Origin of the sequence: Mycobacterium spongiae (genome assembly GCF_018278905.1) — a bacterium.
GTDB classification, from domain to species: Bacteria; Actinomycetota; Actinomycetes; order Mycobacteriales; family Mycobacteriaceae; genus Mycobacterium; species Mycobacterium spongiae.
Window position 1 is genome coordinate 3,041,048 of sequence record NZ_CP046600.1, and the last position, 23,901, is coordinate 3,064,948.

Annotated in this window: 20 protein-coding genes and 1 pseudogene; 10 read left to right on the forward strand and 11 right to left on the reverse strand. The window is 64.4% G+C overall.

Features of this window, described 5'->3' with window-relative positions; all coding sequences use genetic code 11:
- Nucleotides 1-668: 668 nt before the first annotated feature.
- Nucleotides 669-3,521 (forward strand): annotated as a pseudogene (locus F6B93_RS12400) (MMPL/RND family transporter); the annotation flags it as partial.
- A 696-nt stretch (nucleotides 3,522-4,217) separates the two neighbouring features.
- Nucleotides 4,218-4,751 (forward strand): glycosyltransferase, encoded by a 534-nt coding sequence (locus tag F6B93_RS22870; protein WP_246541137.1) that lies wholly within the window; start codon nucleotides 4,218-4,220, stop codon nucleotides 4,749-4,751.
- A 367-nt stretch (nucleotides 4,752-5,118) separates the two neighbouring features.
- Here the strand turns inward: F6B93_RS22870 and F6B93_RS12405 are convergent, their stop codons facing one another.
- Together F6B93_RS12405 and F6B93_RS23400 are read right to left on the reverse strand one after the other, a co-directional pair.
- The gene (locus F6B93_RS12405) at nucleotides 5,119-5,952 is read right to left on the reverse strand and encodes a mycofactocin-coupled SDR family oxidoreductase (protein ID WP_211695369.1); all 834 of its coding nucleotides are present in this window, start codon (nucleotides 5,950-5,952) and stop codon (nucleotides 5,119-5,121) included.
- Between the two features lie 71 nt (nucleotides 5,953-6,023).
- The gene (locus tag F6B93_RS23400) at nucleotides 6,024-6,146 is read right to left on the reverse strand and encodes a hypothetical protein (RefSeq protein WP_281426084.1); all 123 of its coding nucleotides are present in this window, start codon (nucleotides 6,144-6,146) and stop codon (nucleotides 6,024-6,026) included.
- A 180-nt stretch (nucleotides 6,147-6,326) separates the two neighbouring features.
- On the opposite strand from F6B93_RS23400, the gene F6B93_RS12410 reads away from it, so the two are divergent.
- Nucleotides 6,327-9,068: a PE family protein gene (locus tag F6B93_RS12410; RefSeq protein ID WP_211695370.1), complete on the forward strand. Its 2,742-nt coding sequence runs from the start codon at nucleotides 6,327-6,329 to the stop codon at nucleotides 9,066-9,068.
- 116 nt (nucleotides 9,069-9,184) lie between these two features.
- Here F6B93_RS12410 and F6B93_RS12415 read toward each other — a convergent pair whose 3' ends face one another.
- The 8 genes from F6B93_RS12415 to F6B93_RS12450 form a co-directional block, all read right to left on the reverse strand.
- On the reverse strand, nucleotides 9,185-9,511 hold the full coding sequence (locus F6B93_RS12415) for a cupin domain-containing protein (protein ID WP_211695371.1): 327 nt from the start codon (nucleotides 9,509-9,511) through the stop codon (nucleotides 9,185-9,187).
- A 104-nt stretch (nucleotides 9,512-9,615) separates the two neighbouring features.
- Nucleotides 9,616-10,716, reverse strand: coding sequence for an acyl-CoA dehydrogenase family protein (locus tag F6B93_RS12420; RefSeq protein WP_211695372.1), 1,101 nt, complete (start codon nucleotides 10,714-10,716; stop codon nucleotides 9,616-9,618).
- Nucleotides 10,713-11,867: an acyl-CoA dehydrogenase family protein gene (locus F6B93_RS12425; RefSeq protein WP_211695373.1), complete on the reverse strand. Its 1,155-nt coding sequence runs from the start codon at nucleotides 11,865-11,867 to the stop codon at nucleotides 10,713-10,715. The genes F6B93_RS12420 and F6B93_RS12425 overlap by 4 nt, the downstream gene beginning before the upstream one ends.
- Nucleotides 11,868-11,872: 5 nt before the next feature.
- Nucleotides 11,873-12,901, reverse strand: a complete 1,029-nt coding sequence (locus F6B93_RS12430; protein ID WP_211695374.1) for an aromatic ring-hydroxylating dioxygenase subunit alpha — start codon at nucleotides 12,899-12,901, stop codon at nucleotides 11,873-11,875.
- Nucleotides 12,902-12,923: 22 nt separating this feature from the next.
- A complete protein-coding gene (locus F6B93_RS12435; RefSeq protein ID WP_211695375.1) occupies nucleotides 12,924-13,739 on the reverse strand; it encodes a thiamine pyrophosphate-dependent enzyme in 816 nt (271 codons plus the stop codon).
- Complete coding sequence (locus F6B93_RS12440; protein ID WP_211695376.1) at nucleotides 13,736-14,851, reverse strand: thiamine pyrophosphate-binding protein; 1,116 nt, start codon at nucleotides 14,849-14,851, stop codon at nucleotides 13,736-13,738. Before F6B93_RS12440 ends, F6B93_RS12435 begins: the two co-directional genes overlap by 4 nt.
- Entirely contained in the window at nucleotides 14,848-15,129 is a 282-nt protein-coding gene (locus tag F6B93_RS12445; RefSeq protein ID WP_246540735.1) for a 4Fe-4S dicluster domain-containing protein, read from the reverse strand. Before F6B93_RS12445 ends, F6B93_RS12440 begins: the two co-directional genes overlap by 4 nt.
- Nucleotides 15,126-15,701 carry a 2-oxoacid:ferredoxin oxidoreductase subunit gamma family protein gene (locus F6B93_RS12450; RefSeq protein ID WP_211695377.1) on the reverse strand — a complete coding sequence of 192 codons (576 nt, stop codon included), beginning with the start codon at nucleotides 15,699-15,701 and terminating at the stop codon, nucleotides 15,126-15,128. The genes F6B93_RS12445 and F6B93_RS12450 overlap by 4 nt, the downstream gene beginning before the upstream one ends.
- A 99-nt stretch (nucleotides 15,702-15,800) precedes the next feature.
- Here F6B93_RS12450 and F6B93_RS12455 point away from each other — a divergent pair, with 99 nt between their 5' ends.
- The 5 genes from F6B93_RS12455 to F6B93_RS12475 all read left to right on the forward strand — a co-directional run bounded on the left by F6B93_RS12455 (nucleotide 15,801) and on the right by F6B93_RS12475 (nucleotide 20,584).
- The gene (locus tag F6B93_RS12455) at nucleotides 15,801-16,460 is read left to right on the forward strand and encodes a TetR/AcrR family transcriptional regulator (RefSeq protein ID WP_211695378.1); all 660 of its coding nucleotides are present in this window, start codon (nucleotides 15,801-15,803) and stop codon (nucleotides 16,458-16,460) included.
- Between the two features lie 19 nt (nucleotides 16,461-16,479).
- Nucleotides 16,480-17,934, forward strand: a complete 1,455-nt coding sequence (locus F6B93_RS12460) for a class I adenylate-forming enzyme family protein (protein ID WP_211695379.1) — start codon at nucleotides 16,480-16,482, stop codon at nucleotides 17,932-17,934.
- A 6-nt stretch (nucleotides 17,935-17,940) separates the two neighbouring features.
- A complete protein-coding gene (locus F6B93_RS12465; RefSeq protein WP_211695380.1) occupies nucleotides 17,941-18,996 on the forward strand; it encodes a D-2-hydroxyacid dehydrogenase in 1,056 nt (351 codons plus the stop codon).
- A 73-nt stretch (nucleotides 18,997-19,069) separates the two neighbouring features.
- Entirely contained in the window at nucleotides 19,070-19,708 is a 639-nt protein-coding gene (locus F6B93_RS12470) for a TetR/AcrR family transcriptional regulator (RefSeq protein WP_211695381.1), read from the forward strand.
- Nucleotides 19,709-19,720: 12 nt separating this feature from the next.
- Entirely contained in the window at nucleotides 19,721-20,584 is an 864-nt protein-coding gene (locus tag F6B93_RS12475) for an alpha/beta fold hydrolase (RefSeq protein WP_211695382.1), read from the forward strand.
- Nucleotides 20,585-20,607: 23 nt separating this feature from the next.
- On the opposite strand, the gene F6B93_RS12480 is transcribed toward F6B93_RS12475, so the two are convergent.
- Nucleotides 20,608-21,321 (reverse strand): TetR/AcrR family transcriptional regulator, encoded by a 714-nt coding sequence (locus F6B93_RS12480; protein WP_211695383.1) that lies wholly within the window; start codon nucleotides 21,319-21,321, stop codon nucleotides 20,608-20,610.
- Nucleotides 21,322-21,433: 112 nt separating this feature from the next.
- Between F6B93_RS12480 and F6B93_RS12485 the strand changes: the two genes are divergently transcribed.
- Nucleotides 21,434-22,489 (forward strand): carbon-nitrogen hydrolase family protein, encoded by a 1,056-nt coding sequence (locus tag F6B93_RS12485; protein ID WP_211695384.1) that lies wholly within the window; start codon nucleotides 21,434-21,436, stop codon nucleotides 22,487-22,489.
- A gap of 19 nt (nucleotides 22,490-22,508) precedes the next feature.
- Nucleotides 22,509-23,879 (forward strand): NAD(P)/FAD-dependent oxidoreductase, encoded by a 1,371-nt coding sequence (locus tag F6B93_RS12490; RefSeq protein WP_211695385.1) that lies wholly within the window; start codon nucleotides 22,509-22,511, stop codon nucleotides 23,877-23,879.
- Nucleotides 23,880-23,901 lie beyond the last annotated feature (22 nt).

A 23,901-nucleotide genomic window follows, 5' to 3' on the forward strand; every position in this document is an offset into this window, starting at 1 on the left:
CGCGTTGGATCAACTCGCTTTCCCCGGGAAACTCCCAGGATTGAAGGCGTCCAACGCACGGGGTTAACCTCCCCGTGACCACCCTCAGCTGACGGAATCAACACACTAATGATCCCCCTGCTCGGGCAATTCTGTTAGCGGCCGCACCGCTACTCCCAAGGCGGCGTTGGCCTACAGTAGGCTGCGACCCACCAAACCAGCCGCACACCCCTTGGACCACAAAACGGGTCCCCCTCATATGCACGACGCCAATAGGTGATCGCCTCCGTTTGCCCACCTCGCCGCGCGCGCAGTGACTCGCACCTCCCAAGCACGCACCGTTAGCAGTTACCGGAACGCAAGGTGCAATGAGACTCGGGCGCAATGAGACTCGTGTCCTTACTCTGTCAATCTGACGCAGGTCGAGTTCGTGGCCGGACGCGAGGAGCTTGTTGCCCTCGGCGAGTTTGCGCATGATCTGGTCCGGCGTATGCCGCCTGCGTTTGTTGGATGCCATGTCGTCAGCTGATTCTTCCTGCCGAACGCCGGGCAACAGCGCCGCATAGCTAGTGGACCACTAAGACGGGCTCACCGCAGTGGGACAGCAAACTATGTGCGGGCAACGAGGGCGGTGGATCAGACTTCCATGCGTGAGGATCGATGAACACCTACGGCCTCGTTGAGCCCACGTGAGTAAGGCTGGGCTCGATACTCACACCGGGCAGCCGCTCATTGCCAGAACGCTTCGTAGAATTTCGGTGCCGATAATCCTCGGGTGGCTCGTGCTCGCCGGCATGCTCAACTTGGCGATCCCCTCGTTGGAACAGGTCGGGCAAGAACATTCAGTGCCGATGACCGCTGAGGGTGCACCATCGATACTGGCCATCAAACGCATGGGCGAGGTCTTCGCAGAGTCCGGTTCAGACAACGTCGCGATGATCGTCTTGGAGGGTGACCAGCCGTTAGGCGACGATGCCCACAACTACTACGACGATCTGATTCGGAACCTGAACGACGACAGCTTGCATGTGCAGCGTGTGCAGGACTTCTGGGGCGATCCACTCACCGCTGCGGCCGCACAAAGTTCCGACGGCAAGGCCGCCTATGTTCAACTGAATCTCGCCGGAAATCAGGGCGAGTCACTGGCGACCGAATCTGTCGAAGCGCTACGCGACATCGTGGCTAAAACGCTGCCCCCCAACGGGGTACATGTCCATGTCACCGGCCCTTCGGCGCTCATTGCCGACATGCATGACATCGGCGACAACTCCGTTATCAAAATCACCGCGACCAGCGTCGCGGTGATCGTAATCATGTTGCTCCTGGTCTACCGCTCGGCGATCACAGTGCTCATTCTGCTCTTTACCGTCGCGGTCGAGTTGGCTTCGGCCAGGGGATTCGTTGCGCTCCTCGGACATCTCGGGCTCTTTGGACTTTCGACGTTCGCTGTCAACCTGATTACTACGCTGGCGATCGCGGCCGGAACCGACTACGGGATATTCCTTGTCGGCAGGTACCACGAGGCCCGTCAGTCCGGTGCGGATCGAGAAACCGCTTACTACACCACCTACCGTGGGGTTTCGCACGTCATCTTGGGCTCGGGTCTGACCATCGCCGGTGCCATGTTCTGTCTTAGTTTTACGCGCCTGCCCTATTTCCAATCGCTCGGCTTGCCCTGCGCTGCGGGAATGCTCATCGGTATCGCGGTCGCGCTCACTCTGGGGCCGGCCGTTCTCACCGTTGGTAGCCGTTTCGGTTTGTTGGACCCGAAACGGAAAATCAACACTCGGGGCTGGCGACTCGTTGGCACCGCCGTTGTCCGCTGGCCCGCCCCCATCCTCGTTGCAACGGGCACAGTCGCGCTCGTCGGCCTGCTCGCGCTGCCGGGATACCGGACTAACTACAACGATCAATTGTATGCGCCCAAGAACATCCCGGCGATTGAGGGATATTCCGCCGCCGATCGCCATTTTTCGCAATCTCGAATGAACCCCGAGATCCTCTTGGTCGAAGCGAATCACGATATGCGCAATTCTGCGGACTTTTTGATTCTGGACAGGCTGGCGAAAGGCGTGTTCCGGGTGCCGGGCATCTCTCGAGTGCAGGCAATAACCAGGCCCGAGGGCAGCCCAATCCAGCACACTACAATTCCCTACCTAATTAGCGCGCAAAACGCCGGACAATTGCAGAGCCTGACGTATGTCAAAGACCGGATAAACGATCTGCTGACGCAGGCCGACGAGATGGCGAAGACTATAGCGATCACCAAACGGATGTATAACCTGAGTTTGCAGCTGGCTGACAATACTCATCAGGCGGCCACCGATACTCAGAAAATGGCAGAAATCACAGCCGAACTGCGCGATCATATCGCAGATTTTGATGATTTTGGGCGACCGATCCGTAGCTACTTTTACTGGGAGAAACACTGCTACGATATCCCGAGCTGCTGGTCGCTGAGGTCCATTTTCGACGCACTCGACAGCGCGGATCGGGTTAGCGAAAAAGTAAGATTCTTGCTACAGGATATCAAGAATCTGGACCGCCTCACCCCGCAAATGGCTGCTCAATTTCTGCCGATGGCAGACGCGATGGAATCGATGCGGACCATGATTCTGAGCATGCACAGCACGATGTCCGGAATCTATGGACAAATGGACGAATTGAGCGATGATCCCATGGCTATGGGGAAAGCTTTCGACGCCGCCAAGAACGACGATTCGTTCTATCTTCCGCCGGAGGTGTTCGACAATCCGGAATTTAAGCGGGTAATAGATATGTTTCTGTCGTCAGACGGCAAGGCGGCCCGCTTGTTTATTTCTCACAGAGGAAATCCGGCTACCCCCGAAGGCATCGGTCGTGTGGACCCATTGATAACGGCGGCTGAAGAAGCCCTCAAGGGTACTCCCCTGGAGGATGCCAGAATCTATCTAGGCGGCACCGCAGCGATCTTTAAAGACATCTCCGAAGGGGCTAGATATGATCTGCTGATAGCTGGGATTTCTTCACTTTGCTTGATTTTCATCATCATGCTGCTGATCACGCGCAGTTTAGTTGCCGCGTTGGTAATTGTGGGAACCGTAGCGCTGTCGCTAGGCACATCGTTTGGGCTCGCGGTGCTTTTGTGGCAGCATATTTTGGGAGTCGAATTGCATTGGCTTGTTATGGCTATGTCCATCATCGTTCTGCTGGCCGTAGGATCTGACTACAACTTACTATTGGTGGCGCGCTTCAAAGAGGAAATTGGCGCCGGACTCAAGACCGGGATTATTCGGGCAATGGGTGGTACCGGAAAAGTCGTGACTTCCGCGGGTCTCGTGTTCGCCTTCACTATGGCGTCGATGGCGGTCAGCGATCTGCGGGTCATTGGTCAGGTGGGCACCACCATCGGCCTGGGGCTGCTGTTCGACACCTTGATCGTGCGCTCCTTCATGACACCGTCCATCGCAGCCCTGTTGGGACGCTGGTTCTGGTGGCCGTCCTGGAGGTGGCTCGGTTCAGCCGGCGGATTTCGCTCCAGGCGCGTCGCTTCGCGGCCGATTCGGCACGAGCGCGGCACGTCCGCGATGGTGGCCCCAAAAACCCTGATCTTCGTTACCGACTCCGGGTTCGGCCACCGAGCTACCGCAGAGAGCCTGCTCGCATACCTTCCTGCCGAGGCACGACCGGGAGCACGCGTCGTCAATCCCTATTCGGAGGTCATCGAGCCGAATACCCGCATGATGGACCGCCTTGTGGCGGGCGTTGGCGATGACGCCTACAACAAGCTCCTCAGCCGGTTCCGCAGCCCGGGCTATATGTGTCGTCTCTTCTACACATTCATGATCCTCTACATGATGGCGCGCCGCGTCGGGATCGACCGCCTGATCGGCGACTTCTTGGATCAGGAGCAACCGGACCTGGTCGTGGTTGCCATGCCACTGATTGTGAACAACGTTGTCCGCCAAGCGAACCGGCGTGAGATGCGCACGCTGGTATTGATGACGGACAAGGATGAGAGCCTTCAAGGCACATGGATCCCACGGAACGCCCCCTATTTCGCCGCGTTCAGCGAGCACGCGGTGGCGCAGGCTCGCCGGCGAGGTGCCGGGCAGGCGTGGCTTCTCGGTGGCCCGGTTCTGCGGCCTGGATTCTTCCAGCGGGACAGCGATTTCGCCAGGCGGCTAGCCGTGCAGTTTGGTTTTGACCCGGACCGCCCGTGCATCTTGGTCTCTTCGGGCCGCAACGTCTCGTCGAAGATGGTGTCGATTGCCAAGGCCTTGGACAAAGTGGAGCAGCCGATCCAAGTCATTTTCCTGTGCGGAGAGAACGCCCAGGTGCGCGAAGCGATCGACCAATTGCCAACGTCGTACCCAAAGCGCACCTTCGGTTTCGTCCGGCGGGTCGACCATCTCATGGAGATGGCAGACGTGATGATTGGGAAACCAGGACCGGGAACCACCTTCGAAGCTTTGGCCAAAGGGCTGCCGGTTCTGCTGGAACGCAACGGCGGTACCCTTCCGCAGGAAATCGCCGTAGCCAATTATGTCGTCGAGCAAGGATTCGGGCGAACCTATCGAAACCACCGCGAACTGCTGCGCGGTGTTGAGGCTGTGCTTGCCGACTGGTCTGGGCTCCCCGCCTCTCGGCCCGCGCCGTTTCGCAGCGACAACGAGATCAGGGCGATCCTTGATTTCCTCTATCCGGCCCAGAAATGCGTAGATCAAGCGCGAAACGGTCCCTCAGTTGGAGCTCGCCAGCTAAGGGCGATTCGGGCTGTTCGGGAGTCGTGACGATTGTCCCCTACCGGCGGGCGCTCGCCGTGGCCCGAAGTTCCAAGTGAGGTGAGCCAGATCTCTCTAGCTGCGCCATCTAAAATGATCCCAACCGCAGAACTCCGCTCAATGTTGTTGGCGCACTGCACAGGCCACAGCCAGGGCGAGAGTCTGACCACACACTGGTACGCAACCACCACTCCTAATCGGCCCCGATGACCCGGCCTTGGCCCTCTCCCCCCCCGCGCGGCCTTTGCCCCAAGAAACGTCACTGTGACAGAATTCCTTGTCGCAGAAGGGGACTCGCTCGCGCCCCCGACCATCCCGTAACCGAGAAGTGCGCGCGGCCCGGAGCCTCACCGTCCCTTCCCGCAGGGACACAGAATCACACCGTGCCCGCGGCGTCCACCGCCATGGCAACGCCGGAGACGCAGCGGCCCGACTCGCCGCAGAGATAGATCATCGCTGCAGTGATGTCGCCAGGCTGGGTGGACACCGGTAGGCGATTCTGCAACCAGCCCTGGTGCTCGGGGAAGGCTTCCAGGAACTGCTCGGCCTGGTCGTTCTGGAGAATCGGAGTTTCCGTCGCGCCCGGATGCACTACGTTCACGCGGATGTTCTTTGGCGCCAAGGCAGTCGCGTAGTAGTGCATCAGACCGACGATGCCGTGTTTGGCCGCAGTGTATCCGGCAGCGCCAGGACTTTGAGTTCTAAACGACGAGATGATGGACCTTGTACCACCGCCCGAACCGGTGATCACGATGACGCCTCCGTCGCCATGGTCCAGCAGCGCCGGCAGTGCCGCCTCGATCGTGAAGTACACCCCGTTGAGGCACACCTCAACGGTCTCCAAATAGGCGTCGACCTCCATAGGTGGCGTGGGCGATAGAAACGGAGCGATCCCGGCGTTCGCCAGGACGAAATCGACACGTCCGAATTCGGTTACCCCCTTGGCCACCAAGGCCTTTAGGCGCTCGAAGTCACGGACATCGGCGTGTTCGGCGACGATGCGGCGGCCCGTTTTCTTGACCAGTTCGACCGTCTCGTCGAGATCCTCGGGCGTGGCCATTGGGTATGCGACGGTGTCCATCTGTTCGCACAGATCGACCGCGATGATGTCGGCGCCCTCCTCGGCAAAGCGGACCGCGTGGGAGCGTCCCTGACCTCGAGCCGCCCCCGTAATGAATGCGACTTTCCCATTGAATTGTGCGTCCCTCATGACGCCTTCCCGTGGCCGCGGTGTCTCGAGAGTAGTGAAAACGACGCCGGGGCCTCTTGCGTTACATTACGTCACCGTGACGCAATGACCAGCCGCTCGCCTAGCTCGTTGCCGGCGTTCACTGCCGCCTCCACGCCGCCCTTCTCCGAGTACAGGACTTTGCTGGGCGCGACCTCGGCCTGCCCGCCACCCACACCCTGTTCCGGGTTCCGCCGCGGGGCGTTCTCCGCATCCAGAAATTGATTTACGAATAATGATTCGTGAAACGCTTGCGGACAGGCCTAGTTGTCATTTATTGTCACGATTAGGGTAACGATCTTGTTAACCCACGTAATCATCTTGTAAACCCCCCAATTGGGCGATGGGAGTCTGATATGGCGTTTGTGATCGCAGCACCGGAGCTGGTGGCAGCGGCGGCCGGGGATCTCGAAGGTATTGCTTCGACGATCAGCGCCGCCAACTCTGCGGCAGCGATCCAGACGACAGGAATGGCGGCAGCGGCCGCAGATGAGGTGTCCGCAGCCATCGCGGCTTTGTTTTCTGGGCATGGCGAGGCCTATCAAGCGGTGAGCGCCCAGGCAGCGGCGTTTCATCAGCAGTTCGTGCACGCCTTGAGCGGCGGCGCGTTCTCCTATGCGAGTGCCGAGGCCGCCAACGTCCAGCAGAATCTGCTGAACGCAGTGAACGCCCCAACCCTGACGCTGCTGGGGCGCCCGCTGATCGGTAACGGCGCCGATGGGGCGCCGGGCACCGGGACCGGCGCCGGCGGGAACGGCGCGCCCGGCGGACTGTTATTCGGCAACGGCGGCAACGGCGGTGCCGGCGGGTCCAGCGGCGGGGCCGGCGGTAATGGTGGGGCCGCTGGGTTGATCGGCAACGGCGGTGCCGGCGGGCTCGGCGGCGGGAACGCGGCGGGTGCTGGCGGGGCGGGCGGTATCGGTGGGGCCGGCGGGTGGCTGTATGGCAACGGCGGTGTTGGCGGTGCCGGCGGGATCGGCACTACATCTGTCGGCGCCGGCGGGGCCGGTGGCAGCGCGGTGCTGTTCGGCAACGGCGGTCACGGCGGGAGTGGGCCTTCTGGCGGCAGCGCCGGCCAGGCTGGGTTGGTGGTCGGTGACGGTGGCAATGCAGGGGCTGGGTCTGGGCTGCGCGGCGCGGACGCCGGGCTGTTCGGAAACGCAGGTGCCGGTGGGTCCAGCGATTCGGGCGCCGGCGGCAGGGGCGGCAATGCCATGATCGGCAACGGCGGAAACGGCGGGTCGAGCAGCAACGGTGCCGGCGGCGACGGCGGGAATACCATGTTCGGCAACGGTGGTGCCGGCGGCTCGGCCGGTGGTACCACCGGCTTCGACGGTGGTGCCGGCGGCAGCGTTGGGCTCGTGGGCTTCGGCGGCGACGGGGGGGCCGGCGGTGCCGGCGATTCGGCTGCGTTCTCCTTTGTCAGGACAGGCGGTGCCGGTGGTGCCGGCGGCGACGCCGGGCTGCTGTTCGGCGACGGCGGTACCGGTGGGGCCGGAGGCAGCGGTGGTGAGGGTGGAACTGCGTCCGCCGGCGGTATTGGCGGTGCCGGCGGGGCTGGCGGCAACGCCAGCTTGATCGGCAACGGTGGGGCCGGTGGTGCGGGCGGCACCGGCGGCAATAACGCGGCCATCCTAGAAGGCGGTGGGGCCGGCGGGGCCGGCGGTGCTGGCGGCACCTCGGGGCTGCTGTTCGGTAACGGCGGGGCCGGCGGCAACGGTGGGAACGGTGGGGCTACCAGCGACGACGCAGTTGTCGCTGCCGAGGGCGGTGCCGGCGGCGCCGGCGGCAACGGCTTCTTGATCGGACACGGTGGGGCCGGCGGTTCCGGCGGCACCGGCGGGGAGCACGTCGGTGCCAACGGTGGCGGCGGTAAAGGTGGGGCCGCCGGGGACGGCGGCAACGGCGGATTGTTGTACGGCGACGGCGCGACCGGCGGCAACGGTGGGGACGGCGGGGACGGTGGGGACGGTCCGGGTGGGGACGGTGCTGACGGTGGTAAGGGAGGCAACGCCGCTCTCATCGGTAACGGTGGCAACGGTGGAGCCGGTGGGTCCGGTGGGTTCGGCTCTCCGACCGGAACCGACGGAACGGGCGGTGCCGCGGGCACCGGCGGGCTGTTCGGTCAAGGTGGGATGCCCGGTGCAGCTGCCGCAAGCGCCCTAGCCCTCCCGAGCCTCGGCGCTATCCCCGGCCTTGAGGCTGTCCCCGGCCTCAGCGGCCTTGGCTCTGTCTTCGGGCCCTACGAGAATCTCGTCACCAACACAGTCGCCAACCTGGACAGCATCGGCGCTGACTGGGCGGCCAACCCAGCGCCCTTCCTGCAACAGCTCGCTAGCAACCAATTCGGCATCGCCGAGCTGATCGGAACGTCGCTCGCGAATGCGTCCAGAGACTTCGCTATCGGGCTGGCCGGCGTGCCGCCGGCCCTCCAGGCGGCCTTCCAAGCCCTCGTGGCGGGCAACATCACCGGCGCGGTGGGCGAACTGGGCGACGCGCTGATCAGTATCTTCTTCACTGGTCTGGACGCAACTGACTTGTCGAACATTCAGCTGCAGGGTGTCGTGGGAGACTTGCTGCCCATCGTGGGCGTTCCCGCAGAATTTGGACAGAACGCGATCAATGTGCTCGCCGCACTCACCGACACGAACATTTCGTTCGATATCGGAACTTTGTCGATGGAGTTCGGGCTTCCCCTGGCGATGGGTCTCAACGCGATAGGTTCGCCGATCACGACAGCTTTCGCGGTTGCCGACAGCGCGGCAGCATTTGCCGGCGCCGTAGAGGCCGGAAATCTGGAGGCGGCAGTCGCCGCACTGGTCGGGGCTCCCGCCAACATCGCGAACGGCTTCCTCAATGGCGAAGCCACATTGGAGTTGCCGCTACCGCCGTCGCTGGCGCCGATCCCCGGAGCAGATTCGATTACGGCCAACATTCCCGTGGGAGGTATTCTCACCCCGCTCAAGAACTTCTCGGCTACGGTCGTGTTCGGGGGTGCCCCGCTTACCCTTCCCCTCACTGGCACGACCGCTGGTGGCATCATTCCCGCACTGGTGAACTACTTGCCCGAACAGCTCGCCATTGCGATCGGCAAGTAGTCGCGGAGTCGCGTGGGTAGGGCCGGCGTCTCGCCGGCGTCGTGGAAGTGAGCGCGGCGCCCGTATCAGTCAGAGCGCACCCGGCGAGCGCCTTGAGGTGACAGCTCTAGCGGCACTCAGTCCTTGAGCTCCACGATGATCTCGTAGAACTCTTCGCTGCCGGTGTTCACTGCCGCCTCGACGCCGCCCTTCTCCGAGTACAGGACCTTGCCGGGCGTGACCTCGGCTTCGAGCCGTTGGCCAGCGTATTCGGCCCAGGCGCCCTTGCACTCCGGTTCGAAGTCCGCCGCGACGCGGTCGCCACGGATCTGGATCGTCAGGTAGTCACGTTTGTGTTCATGGATCGGCTCCTTTTGTCCGGGAGCAAGTCTCATATCCCACACCGCCACCCGCTCGTTTTCGAACAGCAAATTGCTACCGACATTGCCACGAGCCTTCGCCACGGGTCCTCCTCAGTGGCAGGAAAACAGTAGTTTTGATCTTATGATCATCGTTTTTTCTAGACAAGACATAGTTGTAGATGGTCCTAGCAGCGGATACGGCTCAGTTACGCGATCACCTCTCGACCGTTGGTCAGGTCGGACACGACAACCCGGGCATGCTCGAGTCCGCTTCCGAGGGTGAACTGCCACCGTTTGGCGGCCCGTGTGAAGAGGTGCACGTCGGCCTCGAGCATGAAGCCGATGCCGGCATGGACCTCATGAGCGCAATGGACCATGATCTGGGCGGTCTTCGCGGCTTGCATCCGCATCAACGCCACGGGCCCCGCGGCCGACTCGCCGCTGTCCAGGCCGGCGGCGGCGGCGCGGGCGAAGGCAGACGTCACGTGGATATTCACCGCGATATCGGTACACAGGTATTGCACCGCCTGGAAGCGGCCAATCGGGCCGCCGAACTGCTCGCGATCCGTGGCGAATCGAACCGTCTTGTCCAGCAAGGCACAACCCGCCCCGTACATCTCGGCGACCTGCAGCACCGCGGCCCGCTGCAGCACCAGCTCGCAGATCCGGTCAGCGCGAGGCCCTGCGGCCAGCTCGCGAAACCCGGTCGTATCGACACCGTCGAAGCACACGGCACCCTGCGGGTAGCCCGCGATATTGGGCAGCGGTTCGACGCGCAGCCCCGGCGTGGTGGCCGGCACTGCCAGGATCCGTTGTGCCCCATCCCCACACACGCCCACCAGAAATTCGTCGGCGCGGTCGGCATACGGAACGAACATTGCTGTGCCCGCCAAGCGGGAGCCGCGAGCACGGATCGGCGCAGTGCGCGAAGCCAGCAGGGAATCGAACAGAACCGGAATCGACAGGTGACCCGGGCTGTCGTCGCGGGCGGACCGGGGCTGGCGGCTCAACGTACGAAGCTCATGTGCGCTCAGAGCCGGCAGCAGCGGCGTAACGGCAAGGGCGCGGCCCAATTCCACGAAAAGCCCCGCGATGCTGGCCAACGTTGCTGCCTCCGGGTCGCTGGCCGCGGGATCAGTGGCCGTGGCCCATCCCAGGGTTGCCAATTGCTGCCACAGTTCCGGACGATCACACGGGCCAGCTTCGCTCGATGCGGCCTCGGTTGATCCCTCGCAGAGGCGCCGGGTGGTCTCGGCGAAGACGTCGAAGTCGGCTCCCCAGGTCAGCTCCATCGCAGGCGCCGTCATCGTGGCAATCCCAAGCCCCGAGTCGCCAGCACCATGCGCTTCACTTGGGGCGTTCCCCCAGCGTGGTTGGCGAAGGACTGCCGGTACCACGCCTCCGGGGCTCCATCCAGGGGCGCGCGCCCGCTGTCGCGAGTCAGCTGACTGGTCGGCCCCAGCACCTCGTCAAAGATTTGGGCGAACAACGGTTCCCACTCTTTGGCAACTACGGGAAGCACTCCCCCGTCGTACGGCGACCTCCGACCAGCCTGGGTGTTGCCGATCTGCTCATAGGCGAGCAAGCGTTGTCCCTGCACCATGCGCGCGAGCTCGGCGAGCCTGACGATGACGTCCGGCTGCTCGATCAGTGGCCCGTCCGCGCCGTGGGTGACCGTGCAGTAGTCGATCAACCTCTTCAGCCGCGCTTCCTGGACCGCATAGATCGGCTCCACGCCGCCCGAGGCGTAGAACGCGTTCATGATGTAGCCCCAGCCGCGACCGACCTCACCGATCAGAGCGTTCGCCCCAACCCTGACGTGGTCGAGGTAGGTCGTTGACTGAACTCCGCCACCGAAGTTGCGCATCGGGTGCAACGTCACTCCTGGCGCTCGCAGGTCGACGCAGAAGATACTGATCGCCTTGCTCGGAGACGACTCCGGTGAGGTCCGTGCCGCCACATAGAGCATGTCCGACATGGGTCCCCAGGAGGTGTAGGCCTTCTGTCCGGTGATCACCCAGTCGGTGCCCGCACGCACGGCCGTGGTGCGCAGCGAGCTGAGATCCGATCCGGCGTCCGGTTCAGTGAGCCCTTCGGCCCACAGGGTTTTCATCGACGCGATGTCGGGCAGCAGGCGGCGCTTCTGCTCCTCGGTGCCGCCCACCAGCAGGGTGCCGGCAACCAGGAACGTCCCGACGCTGTTCACCATCGGGGCATCGGCCGCGGCGAGTTCTTCGAGTAACACCAGCTGGTCTTGGAGGCTTCGTCCCGCCCCGCCGTATTCGGTTGGCCAGGTCAGTCCTATCCATCCCTGTGCCGCGACCTTGCGGGAGAACGCGACCGCGATATCCCATTGCTCTGGTGAGTCGTCGAACTCGGTGTTGAAGGCGTGCTCTGGCGGGAGTTCGGCAGCCAGGAAGTCTCTGACTTCCTGCCGCCACGCGTCCGTGTCGGTCACTGGGCTCACCGCATCTCGCGCCCTGCGCCGGCGAGTTCGGCAGACCGGTCGTCGCTGGGCGGGTAGAAACCACGCGCCCATTGGCGGATGTCCTTGAACCCGGACGCCTCCGCAGTCGCCAGCACGGGTGGGTCCGTATACCGTTGGTGCTCCCAGATGTTGAGGTCCGCCTGGACCTGAGCAATGGCGCTGCGCTGGCGGCGGCTCAGCAGAACACGCTGCGGGTCGTCGGCGGTGTCAACCCAAGCGGTGAAGCGAAGCTCTGCCACGTTGTCGTCGATCGGCGTTGGAGCGGTAAGGCTGCACACGCTGCCGGTGCCCCACGCGTGTGCGTAGGACAGTCCGAGCCCGACGAGGTGGGCTTGCAGGCCGCCCTCGACCCGACGGGCTTGTTGGGTGTCTGGGTCTTGGACGGCGAATTCCATGGACATGGTGGTCTGGAAGGTCCAGTCGTCGAACGAACGGCGACGGATCGTGGGGGCGTTGTCGGCCCTATGCACGAATGTGAAGTGGGCGACGTCGACGCCGTTCTCGACGACGAACTGTGGGTGCAGGGTCAGGTCCCTGCGGTGCAGTGTGCCCTCCGGGTAGGGGTCCTGATACATCGCGGGGTCGCCAGCACTCTCGAAGAGCTGGAAGAGATCTGGCACCTCACACAGGGGCGGGCGACCCTCGGTGTCGTGCCAGGCGTAGATCACGCCGTTGCGCTCGGCCACTGGCCAGACCTTGACCCGCCGCTTGGTGACCCGATTCTGGTAGGGGATGCAGACATTGCGGCCGTCCGGGCCCCACTGCCAGCCGTGGAACGGGCATTGGATGTCCTCGCCGCGCACCTGACCGCCATAGCCGAGATGAGCGCCGAGGTGTGGACAATGACCGTCGAGCAGGGTGAAGGTCCCTGACTCGCTGCGGTAGCCGACGAGTTCCTGGCCGAAGTACTTCAGGGGCCGGATGTCGCCGGGTTGGTACTCGGCCGACCAGCCGATCTGGAACCAGCCGGTCGGCTTCATAGAGAGGGTGATCGCGTCGCTCACGGTCGGTCTCCGATCTGGGGGATCAGTTCTGTCGCGAACCGGCCGTGCGCCGGTCGCGCACCACCCCGAACCTGTGCGTAGGCTCGATGTTGTCGTTGAGGTACTCGGGGGCTTCGAGGGTGTCGACGAACCACCCGGTCGGGCACATCGTCAGGATCTCTACGAACGAGCCACCAAGACCGGCCATCTGGACCGAGAGGGCCTCCTTGACCATCTTCTTGGTGCGGGCAACGTTGGTGTGGGTGTTCACCGCACCCCGTGCCACGTAAGCGGCGCCGTCCAGCCGCGCAATCAGGTCACCGATCACAATCGGGTAGCCGTGCTCGCCGGCGTCGCGGCCTTCCAAGGTGTTCTTGGTTCGCTGACCGAGGACCGTTGCGGCAGTCATGTGCCCACCCGTCTCACCGAAGACTCCGTTGTTGAGCATGAAGCACGTCACCGACTCCCCACGGGCCATGGTGTGCAGGACCTCCTGGAGGCCCTCGTTGACCATGTCCCCGTCGCCTTGCACGGTGACGACCAACGACTCGGGCAGCGCTCGCTTGACACCCGTCGCCACCGATGGCGCACGACCGTGCAAGGCTTGCAGGACTTCGACGTCCAGGTTATTGGAATACGCTGTATAGCAACCGATTCCGAATACAGCGATGCTCCGCTGGGCTAATCCGAGCTCATCGATAGCCTCCATGACCAGACGCATCGCGATCGGTTCCCCGCACCCGGGACACAGATGGTGTGCCCCTTGGTTAATGAGCCTGGGCGTGAAGTCGTCCACCAGCCTGGCCGGACGCGTTGGGGCGGTGGTCGAGTCGACGATGGGTAGCGATCGGCCGGTCACGTGATCTCCTCCAGGCAGGCACGGATACGAGCTCGCACGGAGCTGACATCCAGATCGGGGGCGATGCCGAATCCTGAAGAGTCAACGCTGAGTCCACCGATGAATCGCACATCCGCGCGTTCGAGCACGGCCAGCCTGACATCTTCGATCATCTGGCCCCGGTTGTTCTCGTATACCGCGAAGGCCCGGGGGCCCCGCGCGGCATCGCGAAGAATCTGAGTGGGGAACGGGTACAGCGTGATTGGACGGATAAACCCGACGCGGGCTCCGTCAGCCCGAAGAGCGGCGACGGCCTCCCGCACATACTGTGCGACGGTTCCGTAGGCGACGACCACCAGGTCCGCGTCCTCGACGAAGCCGCACTCCGCGCGCGGGGCGACCTCACGGCCCATCCGGTCCAGCTCGGCGCCGCGACGGCCGTAGAACTCGGCAAGGTCGTAGCCGACGTCGTCGCCCCGCTTGGTGTCGGCCAGCGGAGAGATGAGTTTAGCTCGTCCGGTCCCGCCAGTGGATCCGTCCAGTCTCCAGCTGCGGTCCGGCTCGGGGCCGAAGTCGAGGCGCTGCACCGACACCGACTGCCAGGTGTGCGCGATGTAGTAGTCGCCCATGACCAGCACCGGATTGCGCCACAGCGCCGCCAGATGGAAAGCCTCTTGCACCAACTCGACGGCTTCTGCGACGTCGCTGGGCGCCAGCACGATATGGCGATAGTCTCCGTGTCCACCGCCCCGAGTTGCCTGGAAGTAGTCACCCTGGGCACGCGCCATGTTCAATACGACAAGCGGCAATCGGGCGTAGGTGATCTCGGCAAGAGATTCCTGCATGAGGGAAAGGCCTTGCCCGGTCGACCCGGTGGCGGCTGGCACCCCGGTGGCCGCCGCGCCCCAGGCCATACCCACGGCTTCTAGCTCGCTCTCGGCGTTGATGCACGTACCACCCACGGCGGGAAGGTGTTTGGCCATCCCCTCGAGCACCTCGGTGAACGGAGTCATCGGATATCCAGCGAAGAACCGGCACCCGGCCACAATCATGGCTTTGGCGATCGCTTCCGACCCCTCCAGGAATTCCAGCTCACCGGTCGCCACGCCGCCATGCTGGTCGACGGTGCTCACGGTGAGCCTTCCGGGTGGGACGTGTCGACCTCGTACTCGACGGGCTCGTCATAGCGGTACACCTGGAAGACGAAGTCGGGGCAGATTTGTGAACAGGCCTTGCATCCAATGCATCCCGCGAGCAACTTCGGATACCGGTATCCCCGGACGTTGACCTCATCGGTCGACATCACCAGCACATCGACCGGGCAGGCGGCCACACAAAGATCGCATCCCTTGCATGCGTCCACGTCGATGACGACCGTGCCGGTCGCTTGGATGGTGGCTGGTTCGGTCACATCGCCGCCATCTCGGTATCGCTAGCGACACACTGTCGCCCGGCCGCGAAACCCGCGTCGAGCGCCTCCTGGTTCGGCCCGCCGAGCTTCTCCCGGTAGGACGGCAGGGCCTCGGGCACTGCGGCTTTGACGGCGTCCAGATCCACGAGACCGGTGACTGCCAGGTATGCGCCGAGCAGCACCATGGAGGCGATTTGCTTGCGCCCCAGATCAATCGCGATGGCGGTGGCTGGTATCTGCGTCACCGATTCCAGCTCCGCGGGCAGCGGGCCCTCGAAGACTGTGGAGTCGACGAGCACGAGCGACTCGGGCGTCAGCCGCGCCAACGTGGGCTGGGAGTAGTCATGGTGCATCACGAACCCCGACCACGCCTTGTCAATGGTCGGCGGTGCGGTCACTGGCGCGTCCGAGACGATCAAGGACGCCTCGGTGTTACCACCGCGCATCATCCCGCCGTAGCTACCGAAGAGCTGCACGTGCAGTCCCGCGCGGAGCGCTCCCCGGGCGAGCACCTGGGCGCACAGCTGTATTCCCTGCCCGCCGATGCCCGTCATGACGACCTCGCGTCGCATCTCGAACCGCCTCTACTGACTCCCAGCGTAAAAACACAGTGTAACTGATACTAAAATCAGTGTTTTTATTTAGCAAATCGAGCGGGTAGGATCACGGCCATGACGAAGCGAGAGCGAGCTGCTGAATCGCGGCTACCGCGGAAAGCGGAAGATTGGCTCACTGGGCGCCGGGCGCGCTACACCGACGAGGTGGCCAATATCGTCGAAGCCGCCTACAAGGTGATCGAAGCCACCGGCTCCACTGACCCGTCCTTGCGGGCGATTCTTGCCGAGGCCGGTGTGTCGACTCCGGTGTTCTACCGCCACTTTGACTCCAAGGACGAACTGTTGGTGCTGCTGCTCGATGACGGCCGTCGGCAGCTCGCCGGATACCTCAAGACGCGGCTGGACAAGGTTGACGATCCCGAGGGAAAAATCCGGGCTTGGGTGGACGGCATGATGGCCCAGGTGACGGCACCGGCGGCGGCGCAGCGCACCCGTCCGTTCTTCGTCGACCAAGGGCTGCTGGACCGCAACTACGCGGCACAACAGCAGGAGTCGATCCAACGTCTCGTCGATCTGCTCCACGAGCCGGTGGCGGCGTTGTCGCTGCGACCTTCCGACTCGACGCTCAAAGAGCGGCACGCCGCGGCAATCTACTGCCTGGTCACCGGCGCCATGCGCCACCACTTGACCTATCAGACCACTCCATCCAAGGCGGAGTGTCGGCATCTCGCTGACTTCTGCCTCGCCGGCATCCGAAACGTGGGTTCCAGTTAGCGCGGGGGCATACAGGGATATGGAACTTCTGGTCAGTGACATCTTCCGCAACGCCGCGAGAACCGTCCCCGACCGTCCAGCGTTGGCGATCGGCGAACGAAGTTGGACCTTCGGCGAGCTAGACCTGATCTCCGAACACGTCGCGCGGTGCCTAGCAAACCGCGGGATCGGGGTCGGCGATCATATCTCCAATCGCGCCGACATCAGCATCGCGACCGTGGCGCTGTTCATTGCCGCGTCGAAACTGGGCGCGGTGTTCGTGCCGATAGATCCAGCCTTGTCCGAGAGAGAAGCAGGCGAGCTGGAGCGCTTGGTCGACCCAGGGCTGGCGCTAGGCCCAAGCCAGGCAACCGACCTGTTGGAGGAGGCGGAACACCTTCCGTGCGAACCAACGCTTCCCGACATGGAACTCCATGAGGATGCCCCCCACGTGTCGTTCTTCACCAGTGGCAGCACGGGCGAGCCCAAGCCCATCGCGCTGAGCAATCGGGTGTCGGTGCTACGGAGTCACCCCGGAGCGCAACCCGAACACCGGGGCGCGGCGATGTGCCCGTTCCCACTTTTCCACGTCGCAGCCTGGATGATCGCCCTGCAGCAGTGGCAGAACCGAGCACTGGTGATCCTCCCACTCGACTTCACCGCCGCGACCATCTGTCGCGGGATCGCTGCCCACCGCGCGGAGCGCATCTACTGCATCCCGGCGATTTGGCGTCGGATCTTCGACTACGTCGAGCAGGCCGAGACCCCCGACCTGTCCTCGATCCGCATTGCCGACACGGGCACATCGGCCACCCCTCCGAGTCTGATCGAGTCCCTGAAGGCTCTGCTTCCCCAAGCCCACATTCGGGTGTTCTACGGTTCGACCGAAGCCGGGCCGGTCACCGTGCTCGAGGGTGCCGCGCTCACCGGGCGGGCGGGCTCCTGCGGACTGCCCATGCAGGGGGTTCAACTGCGCATGAGCCACGACGGAGAACTGCAGCTGCGGGGTCCGTGCGTGTTCGATCCACCCGCACAGGGCCATGACCCCTCTCGTGGTTCGAACAGCTTCACTGCGGACGGCTGGCTGCACACCGGTGATCTCGCCGAGATCGACGACGACGGATATGTCTACATCACCGGTCGCGCCAAGGACATCATCCGGTCAGCCGGTCACTCGATCTCCCCCGCCGAGGTGGAGGCGGTCGTCGCGGGCCTGCCGGGCATCCAGGATGTCGCGGTAATTGGCATACCCGACCCAGACTGGGGCGAAATCGTCTGCGCAGCAATGGTTGTCGAACCCGGCCAGCGTGCTCCGACGTTGGAGTTCGTTCGCAAGCGCTACGCGGATCGACTCGCTTCGTTCAAACACCCGCGCCGAATCGTCGTCGTCGACGAGATTCCGCGCACCGCGTCCACGCAACAAGTCATGAGGCGGCTCTTGATCGACCGGATTACCGGCGCGGCATCTGGCGGGCAGCCAGGCGAGAGGGGTTGATCAGCAGTGCCTGACGAACCTGTGGTGGTGGCGATCATGTTCCCCGCGGCATGGGACCACAGACCGGCGACCGCGCTGGCGGCCGATATCGCGCGACTGAAGTCGATCAGCCCACGCATCCAGGTCATCGACGAGCGCTACACCGATTCCGATGCAGTGCGGCTGCGGCGCGGCCAGGATCCTTCGGCGGACCTGCGCGATCAGCAGGCACCGTTGACCGATCGACAACGAGAAGTGTTGGCACAAGCCGAAGTAATCCTCGCCCAAGACCTCCCCTTCGACGTCGCGGACCTGGCGCCCCGGCTGCGGTGGGTCCAAGGCGTCGGTGCTGGGGTGAGCCAGTTGCAGTCCGCCGGAGTGCCCAACGGGTCCGTCCGCCTCACCACGGCGGCCGGCGCCAACTCGGTGGCAATCGCCGAGTTCGTGTTCGCCCGAATACTTCAGATCGTCAAACGGCTCCCCGAGATCGATACACTCGCTCGGGAACACGTTTGGCGGCCCACCTATGGAAGCCAACTCGCCGGGCGATCGCTCACCGTCGTAGGGTTAGGGTCGATCGGTCGCCGCGTGGCCATTCTGGCCCGAGCCTTCGGTATGCACGTCAAAGCAGTCCGGCAAAGCGCACAGACCGGTGCAACCGACCGCGACGTCGACGAGGTGTTCGGAGCTGCCGATCTGGTCAGCGCGGTCACCGGGAGCGCCGTCGTGGTCGCCGCAGTTCCCGAAACGCCAGACACCCGTGACCTGTTCAACGCCAAGATCTTTGGCGCTATGTCTGGCGGCAGCGTGTTCATCAATGTCGGACGCGGCAGCGCGGTCGACGAGGACGACCTGGTCAAAGCGCTGTCGGACGGTCACCTCGCCGCCGCCGCTCTCGACGTCGTCAAGAACGAGCCACTGCCTGCGGCGGCCGAACTCTGGGCGGCGCCCAACCTGTACCTCTCCCCACACAGCGCTGCCACGGCCGACGAGCATTGGCGCAACGTCTTCGCCCTTTTCGGCGCGAATCTCGAGAACTACCTCAACGGCGAGCCGCTGGTAAACCAGGTACCCAGCGTGTGAGGCACGGCGGCACCTTCCGCGGGATTCAAGCATTGTTTGACTCAGTGATTCAAACACTGTTAGATTCGCCTGCATGGACGCGCCAGCCACCCGCGATCGACTGCTAGCCGCCGCCGAACGGCTCTTCGCCAAGGGAGGTGAGGAGGCAACGTCGCTGCGGGCGGTGACCCGTGAGGCGGAGGCCAACGTCGCCGCCGTGCACTACCACTTCGGTGGCCGCGACGGACTCCTCCGCGAAGTGCTCAACCGCCACATCGCACCGATCAACACCCGACGTCGCGAGCTCGTGGCGGCCGCACAGGCACGGGTGGCCGCGCCGGCGCTGGCCGACATCGTCGACGCCTTCGTCCGTCCGGACCTGGAAACCCTGGCCGAACTCCGGCAAACAGAACCCCAGATGGCGCGATTCATCGGAAGGGCATACAGCCAGCCCAGTACGGCGGTTGCGGCCGCGGCCGCAGAGCAATTCGCCGCGACGGCCCACACGTTCACCCCGCTGCTTGCCGACCAACTGCCTCATCTCGCCGACGACGAGTTGCGAACCCGTCTCGACCTGGTCGTGGGGATCATCACCGGCCTGTTCGCCCGCGCAAACCCGACAGGCCAGGCGCCCCCGCTGGATACCGAAGACCTCGATGAGCAGGCCCGCCGCCTGACCGCGTTCATCGTTGGCGCCCTGTCCGCGCCCGCCACCCGCGATGACCTGAGATGAGAGGAATCCCCGATGACCCTCGCACCGATCGACCGGCCCGCCTGGCTTCCGGCGTCCGCCTGGCCATGGCCCACCACGGGGCTGATGGTGGGACCCGACCGGGTAGCGATCACCGATATCGGGCAGGGCCACACGCTGTTGTTTGTCCACGTCGGAACGTGGAGCTTCGTGTGGCGGGATGTTCTGGCGCACCTGCACACCCGCTTCCGCTGCGTGGCGATCGACCCGGTCGGCAGCGGCCTGAGCGATCGGATCGACCGGCGCCCAACGCTTGATCAGGCCGCCGCAACGATCACCAGTGTCATCGATGCGCTGGATCTACGCGACGTCACCCTCGTTGCCCACGACCTCGGCGGCCCAGCGGCTTTCGCCGCCGCCTCGCGACGACCCGACCGCATTGCGTCCCTGGCAGCCGTCAACTGCTTCGCCTGGCGTCCGACGGGTGTGCTGTTTCGCGGCATGCTCTCGGTGATGGGAAGCGCCCCAGCCAGAGAGTCCGACGCCCTACTGGCATGGCTCCCGGCCATGACGTCCACCCGGCTCGGCGTGGGCCGACACTGGAAGCGCACCGATCGCAAGATATTTCGCGCCGGCCTCGACACCAGCGCTCGCCGCGCCTGGCACGCCTACTTCCGCGATGCACGACGCGCCGAGGACCTCTACCGCGAGATCCACACGGGATTGACCGGACCACTCGCGGGCAAGCCGCTGTTGAGCGTGTTCGGCGAACACAACGATCCGCTCGGGTTCCAACCGCAGTGGAAGGCACTGTTCCCCGACGCCCGACAACTCAAAGTCCTTTCGGGAAACCACTTTCCCATGTGTGACGACCCCCAGTTCGTCGGGAGCGCACTCGGCGCGTTGACAGCTGCCTAACGCGCTAACGCGCTGAATCACAATCAGTGGTTCGGCGTTTCCGACGGCGACGTGATCCGCACCAACCGAGCGGTCGTGTGCCCATCGGCAGCGCGCCGACCGGGCGTGGAGAGGCCTTCGAGGACGAGCCGGCGGGCACGCTCGAGGCATGCGCTGATCTCGTCTTCACTGAGCGCGAGGCGGTCGGTGCGCAGCCCTAGGGCGACCGTGCCGTTCCAGGCTCCCCACAAGAACCGAGAGGCCAGCTTGGCGTCGACACGATCGTCTATCTCGCCGGCGTCGATGGCCTCTTGGATCTTGGCTTGGAACGCGTCCAGCGTAGCGGCAATGCGATCGCCGACGCGGTCACGGGCGGCCGGATCCACTGCGGGCAAACGGCTCTCGACGCCGTCGAAGGCCAGGAACCGGAAGGCGCCGGGGTGCTCGATGTGGAACCTGAGGTATGCGTCGCCAGCTGCCCCGACTTGTTCGAGAGGTGACCATTCCGGTTGGTAGGCCCGGTCGAGGTAGGTGGCGAACAGCTCCGTCGCCCGCTCGACGACCCCCAGGTATAGCCCGTCCTTGTTGCCGAAGTGGGTGTAGAGCGACCCGACGGACACGTCGGCAGCCTCGGCGATGTCTTCGATGCGAGCGCCCCGGTAGCCATGGAGCGTGAACGCATGCTCGGCGGCGTCGAGGATGGCCGCACGGTTGCGGATCTTCCGCCGGTCCGTCCTGGTATATTGAACTACGTTCATGATTGAACTACTTTACAAAAAGTCTGTGACGTGGGAAAGTGTTATCCCAGGCCGGCGTGTTCAACGCCCGCACGACAAGGTCTAGGCCCACCGACACAGAGGACGCCGAGTCATGACCGCCACCGTCACCATCTCCGCGGTCCAGCCCGCCTTGCAGCTCGGCGCGGTCGAGGCCAACCTGCGCCGGGTCGAAGACCTCATCCGAGACGCCCACCGCGAACACCATGCGGAGGTGATCATCGTTCCCGAAGCCAGCACCTCCCCCAACGTGTACTCCCGAACATTGCGCCACGTGGCCCGTTCCGTCGATGGTGCGCCGTTTGAGCTTTACACCCGGCTGGCACGTGAGCTGGGCTGCGTGATCGGCGGGGGCTTCCTGGCGCGCCGCGGCGGCGACGTTTACGGAACCTATGTCTTGGCCGAGCCCGATGGTCGGGTCCACTTGCACGACAAGGACATCCCCACCATGTGGGAACAGAATTACTACCGAGGCGGCGACGACGATGGAGTCACCTACTGTCGCGCGCTGGATGCCCCGGTGGGTCTGGCATCTGGTTGGGAATGGGCTCGCTACCGCACCGCCCGCCGCCTCGCGGGGCGCATCCAGCTCCTGCTCGGGGGCATGTGCTGGCCGTCTTACCCGCTGAACTGGTGGCCGCTGAAGCCGTGGATCCGGCGTGAGCATGGTCTGCAGCGCCAATTCGCCCGAGAATTACCCCGCCAGGTGGCCCGGCTCATCGGCGCACCCGTCGCGATCGCCTCGCACGTCGGCGACATCGCTTTCGAGACCCCCCTCGGGCCCGGGATCCCCTGGAACACCGTCATGGTCGGCGAAACCCAGATCTGCGAGCGCGACGGGACCATGCTCGCCCGCCTCGCCTACGAAGACGGCGAAGGCCACGTCGCCGCGCCCGTCACCCTCAACCGCCCCGAACCCGTGGACCCCATCGACGACCGGTTCTGGATCCCCAACCAGACCGTCTCCCTGCGGATCCTCTGGCACGCGATGAACGGCCACGGCGCCGCCAAGTATCGCGCCATGCGCACACTGCGCCGTCATACCTGGCAACGCCTCCCCGCTGGCGACCTGCCCGACGAGATCTCGCCGCCGACGCCGGACCAGACACCGCCTGCCACGACAGCCGCCGATCGCGGCAGCGTCAGTTAGGGCCAGTTAGGAGACTTCAATGAGCCCGACAGCGACCGAGCACCGCGACGCCGACTACCTGATCCTGGGCGCCGGCGCGATGGGCATGGCGTTCGCCGACGTCATTCTCGCCGAGGACCGCGCCGCGCGGATCGTCATGGTAGACCGGCACGCCAACGCCGGCGGACACTGGAACGACGCCTACCCGTTCGTTCGGCTGCACCAGCCCGCAGCGTTCTACGGCATCAACTCGACCCACCTTGGGCAGGGCGGCGCAGACCTGACCTCCGGTCCCGAGATTGTTGCCTACTACAAGAACGCGATGGATCGCTTCTTGGCCACCGGTCGGGTGGTCTTTCTGCCGATGAGCGAGTACGGCCAGGACGGGCGGATCGTCTCCACCGTCGACCGCGATCGGATCACCCAGGTCACTGCGCATCGCAGGGTAGTCGATGGCACCTACATGCAGGTGAGAGTGCCGTCGGTGTGCCCACCGGGCTACCGCGTCGACTCCGACGTCACCGTGATTGCACCCAACGGGCTAGCCCAGGTCCGGCAGCCAGCGCAACGTTATGTCGTCATCGGCGCCGGCAAGACCGGAATCGACTCGATCCTGTTCCTGCTGGACCAGGGTGTTGCACCCCATCGAATTCAATGGATCGTTCCCAACGACGCCTGGCTATGGGACCGCGCCACCGTGCAGCCCGGTCTTGCCATGGCAACGATCGTGGCGCTGGTGCAAAGCGTCGCCGGCGCCAGCACTGTTGACGATGTCTTCCTGCACCTCGAGCGGCAGGGAATCGTCTGCCGAGTCGATACCACGAGCCTGCCGACGAAGTGGCGCTGTGCCACGATCGACCGCACCGAGCTGGGCGGCCTGCGCCGCATCGAGGATGTCGTTCGAATGGGCCGGGTGCAGCGCATCAGCAACGAGGCGATCCACCTTGACCGAGGCACCGTCGCCGTGGCCGAGGACAGCCTTTTCATCGATTGCTCGGCCAACGGGCTGGCCCGAATTGAGCGCCAGCCGCTGTTTTCGCCGGGCCACATCACGCTGCAGTCGGTGTTCATGTGCCAACAAACGCTCAGCGCCGCGCTCATCGCCCGCCTCGAGTTGCTCGACGTCACCGACGACCGGCGCAACCGGATCCTCACGGCCGTTCCGCACCCGGAACTCAAGCAGGACCTGCCCACCTGCCTGGTCACCAGCGCCCAGAACATGATCAATTACAGCCGGCAGCTTCCCCTTTGGCTCCGCCGCTGCCGGCTGTACTTTGCCCACCATGAACCGCTACGCCGCTACGTTCTGGGCTCGGCCAAGCTGGCCGTGGTTCAGCACCGGGCTGTCGCGTCGATGAACAAGATGCTGCCGGCCGCCAGCAAGCTTCATGTCGAGCGTCGCACGGCCTGAGGCCCTACCCGAAGCGGCATTG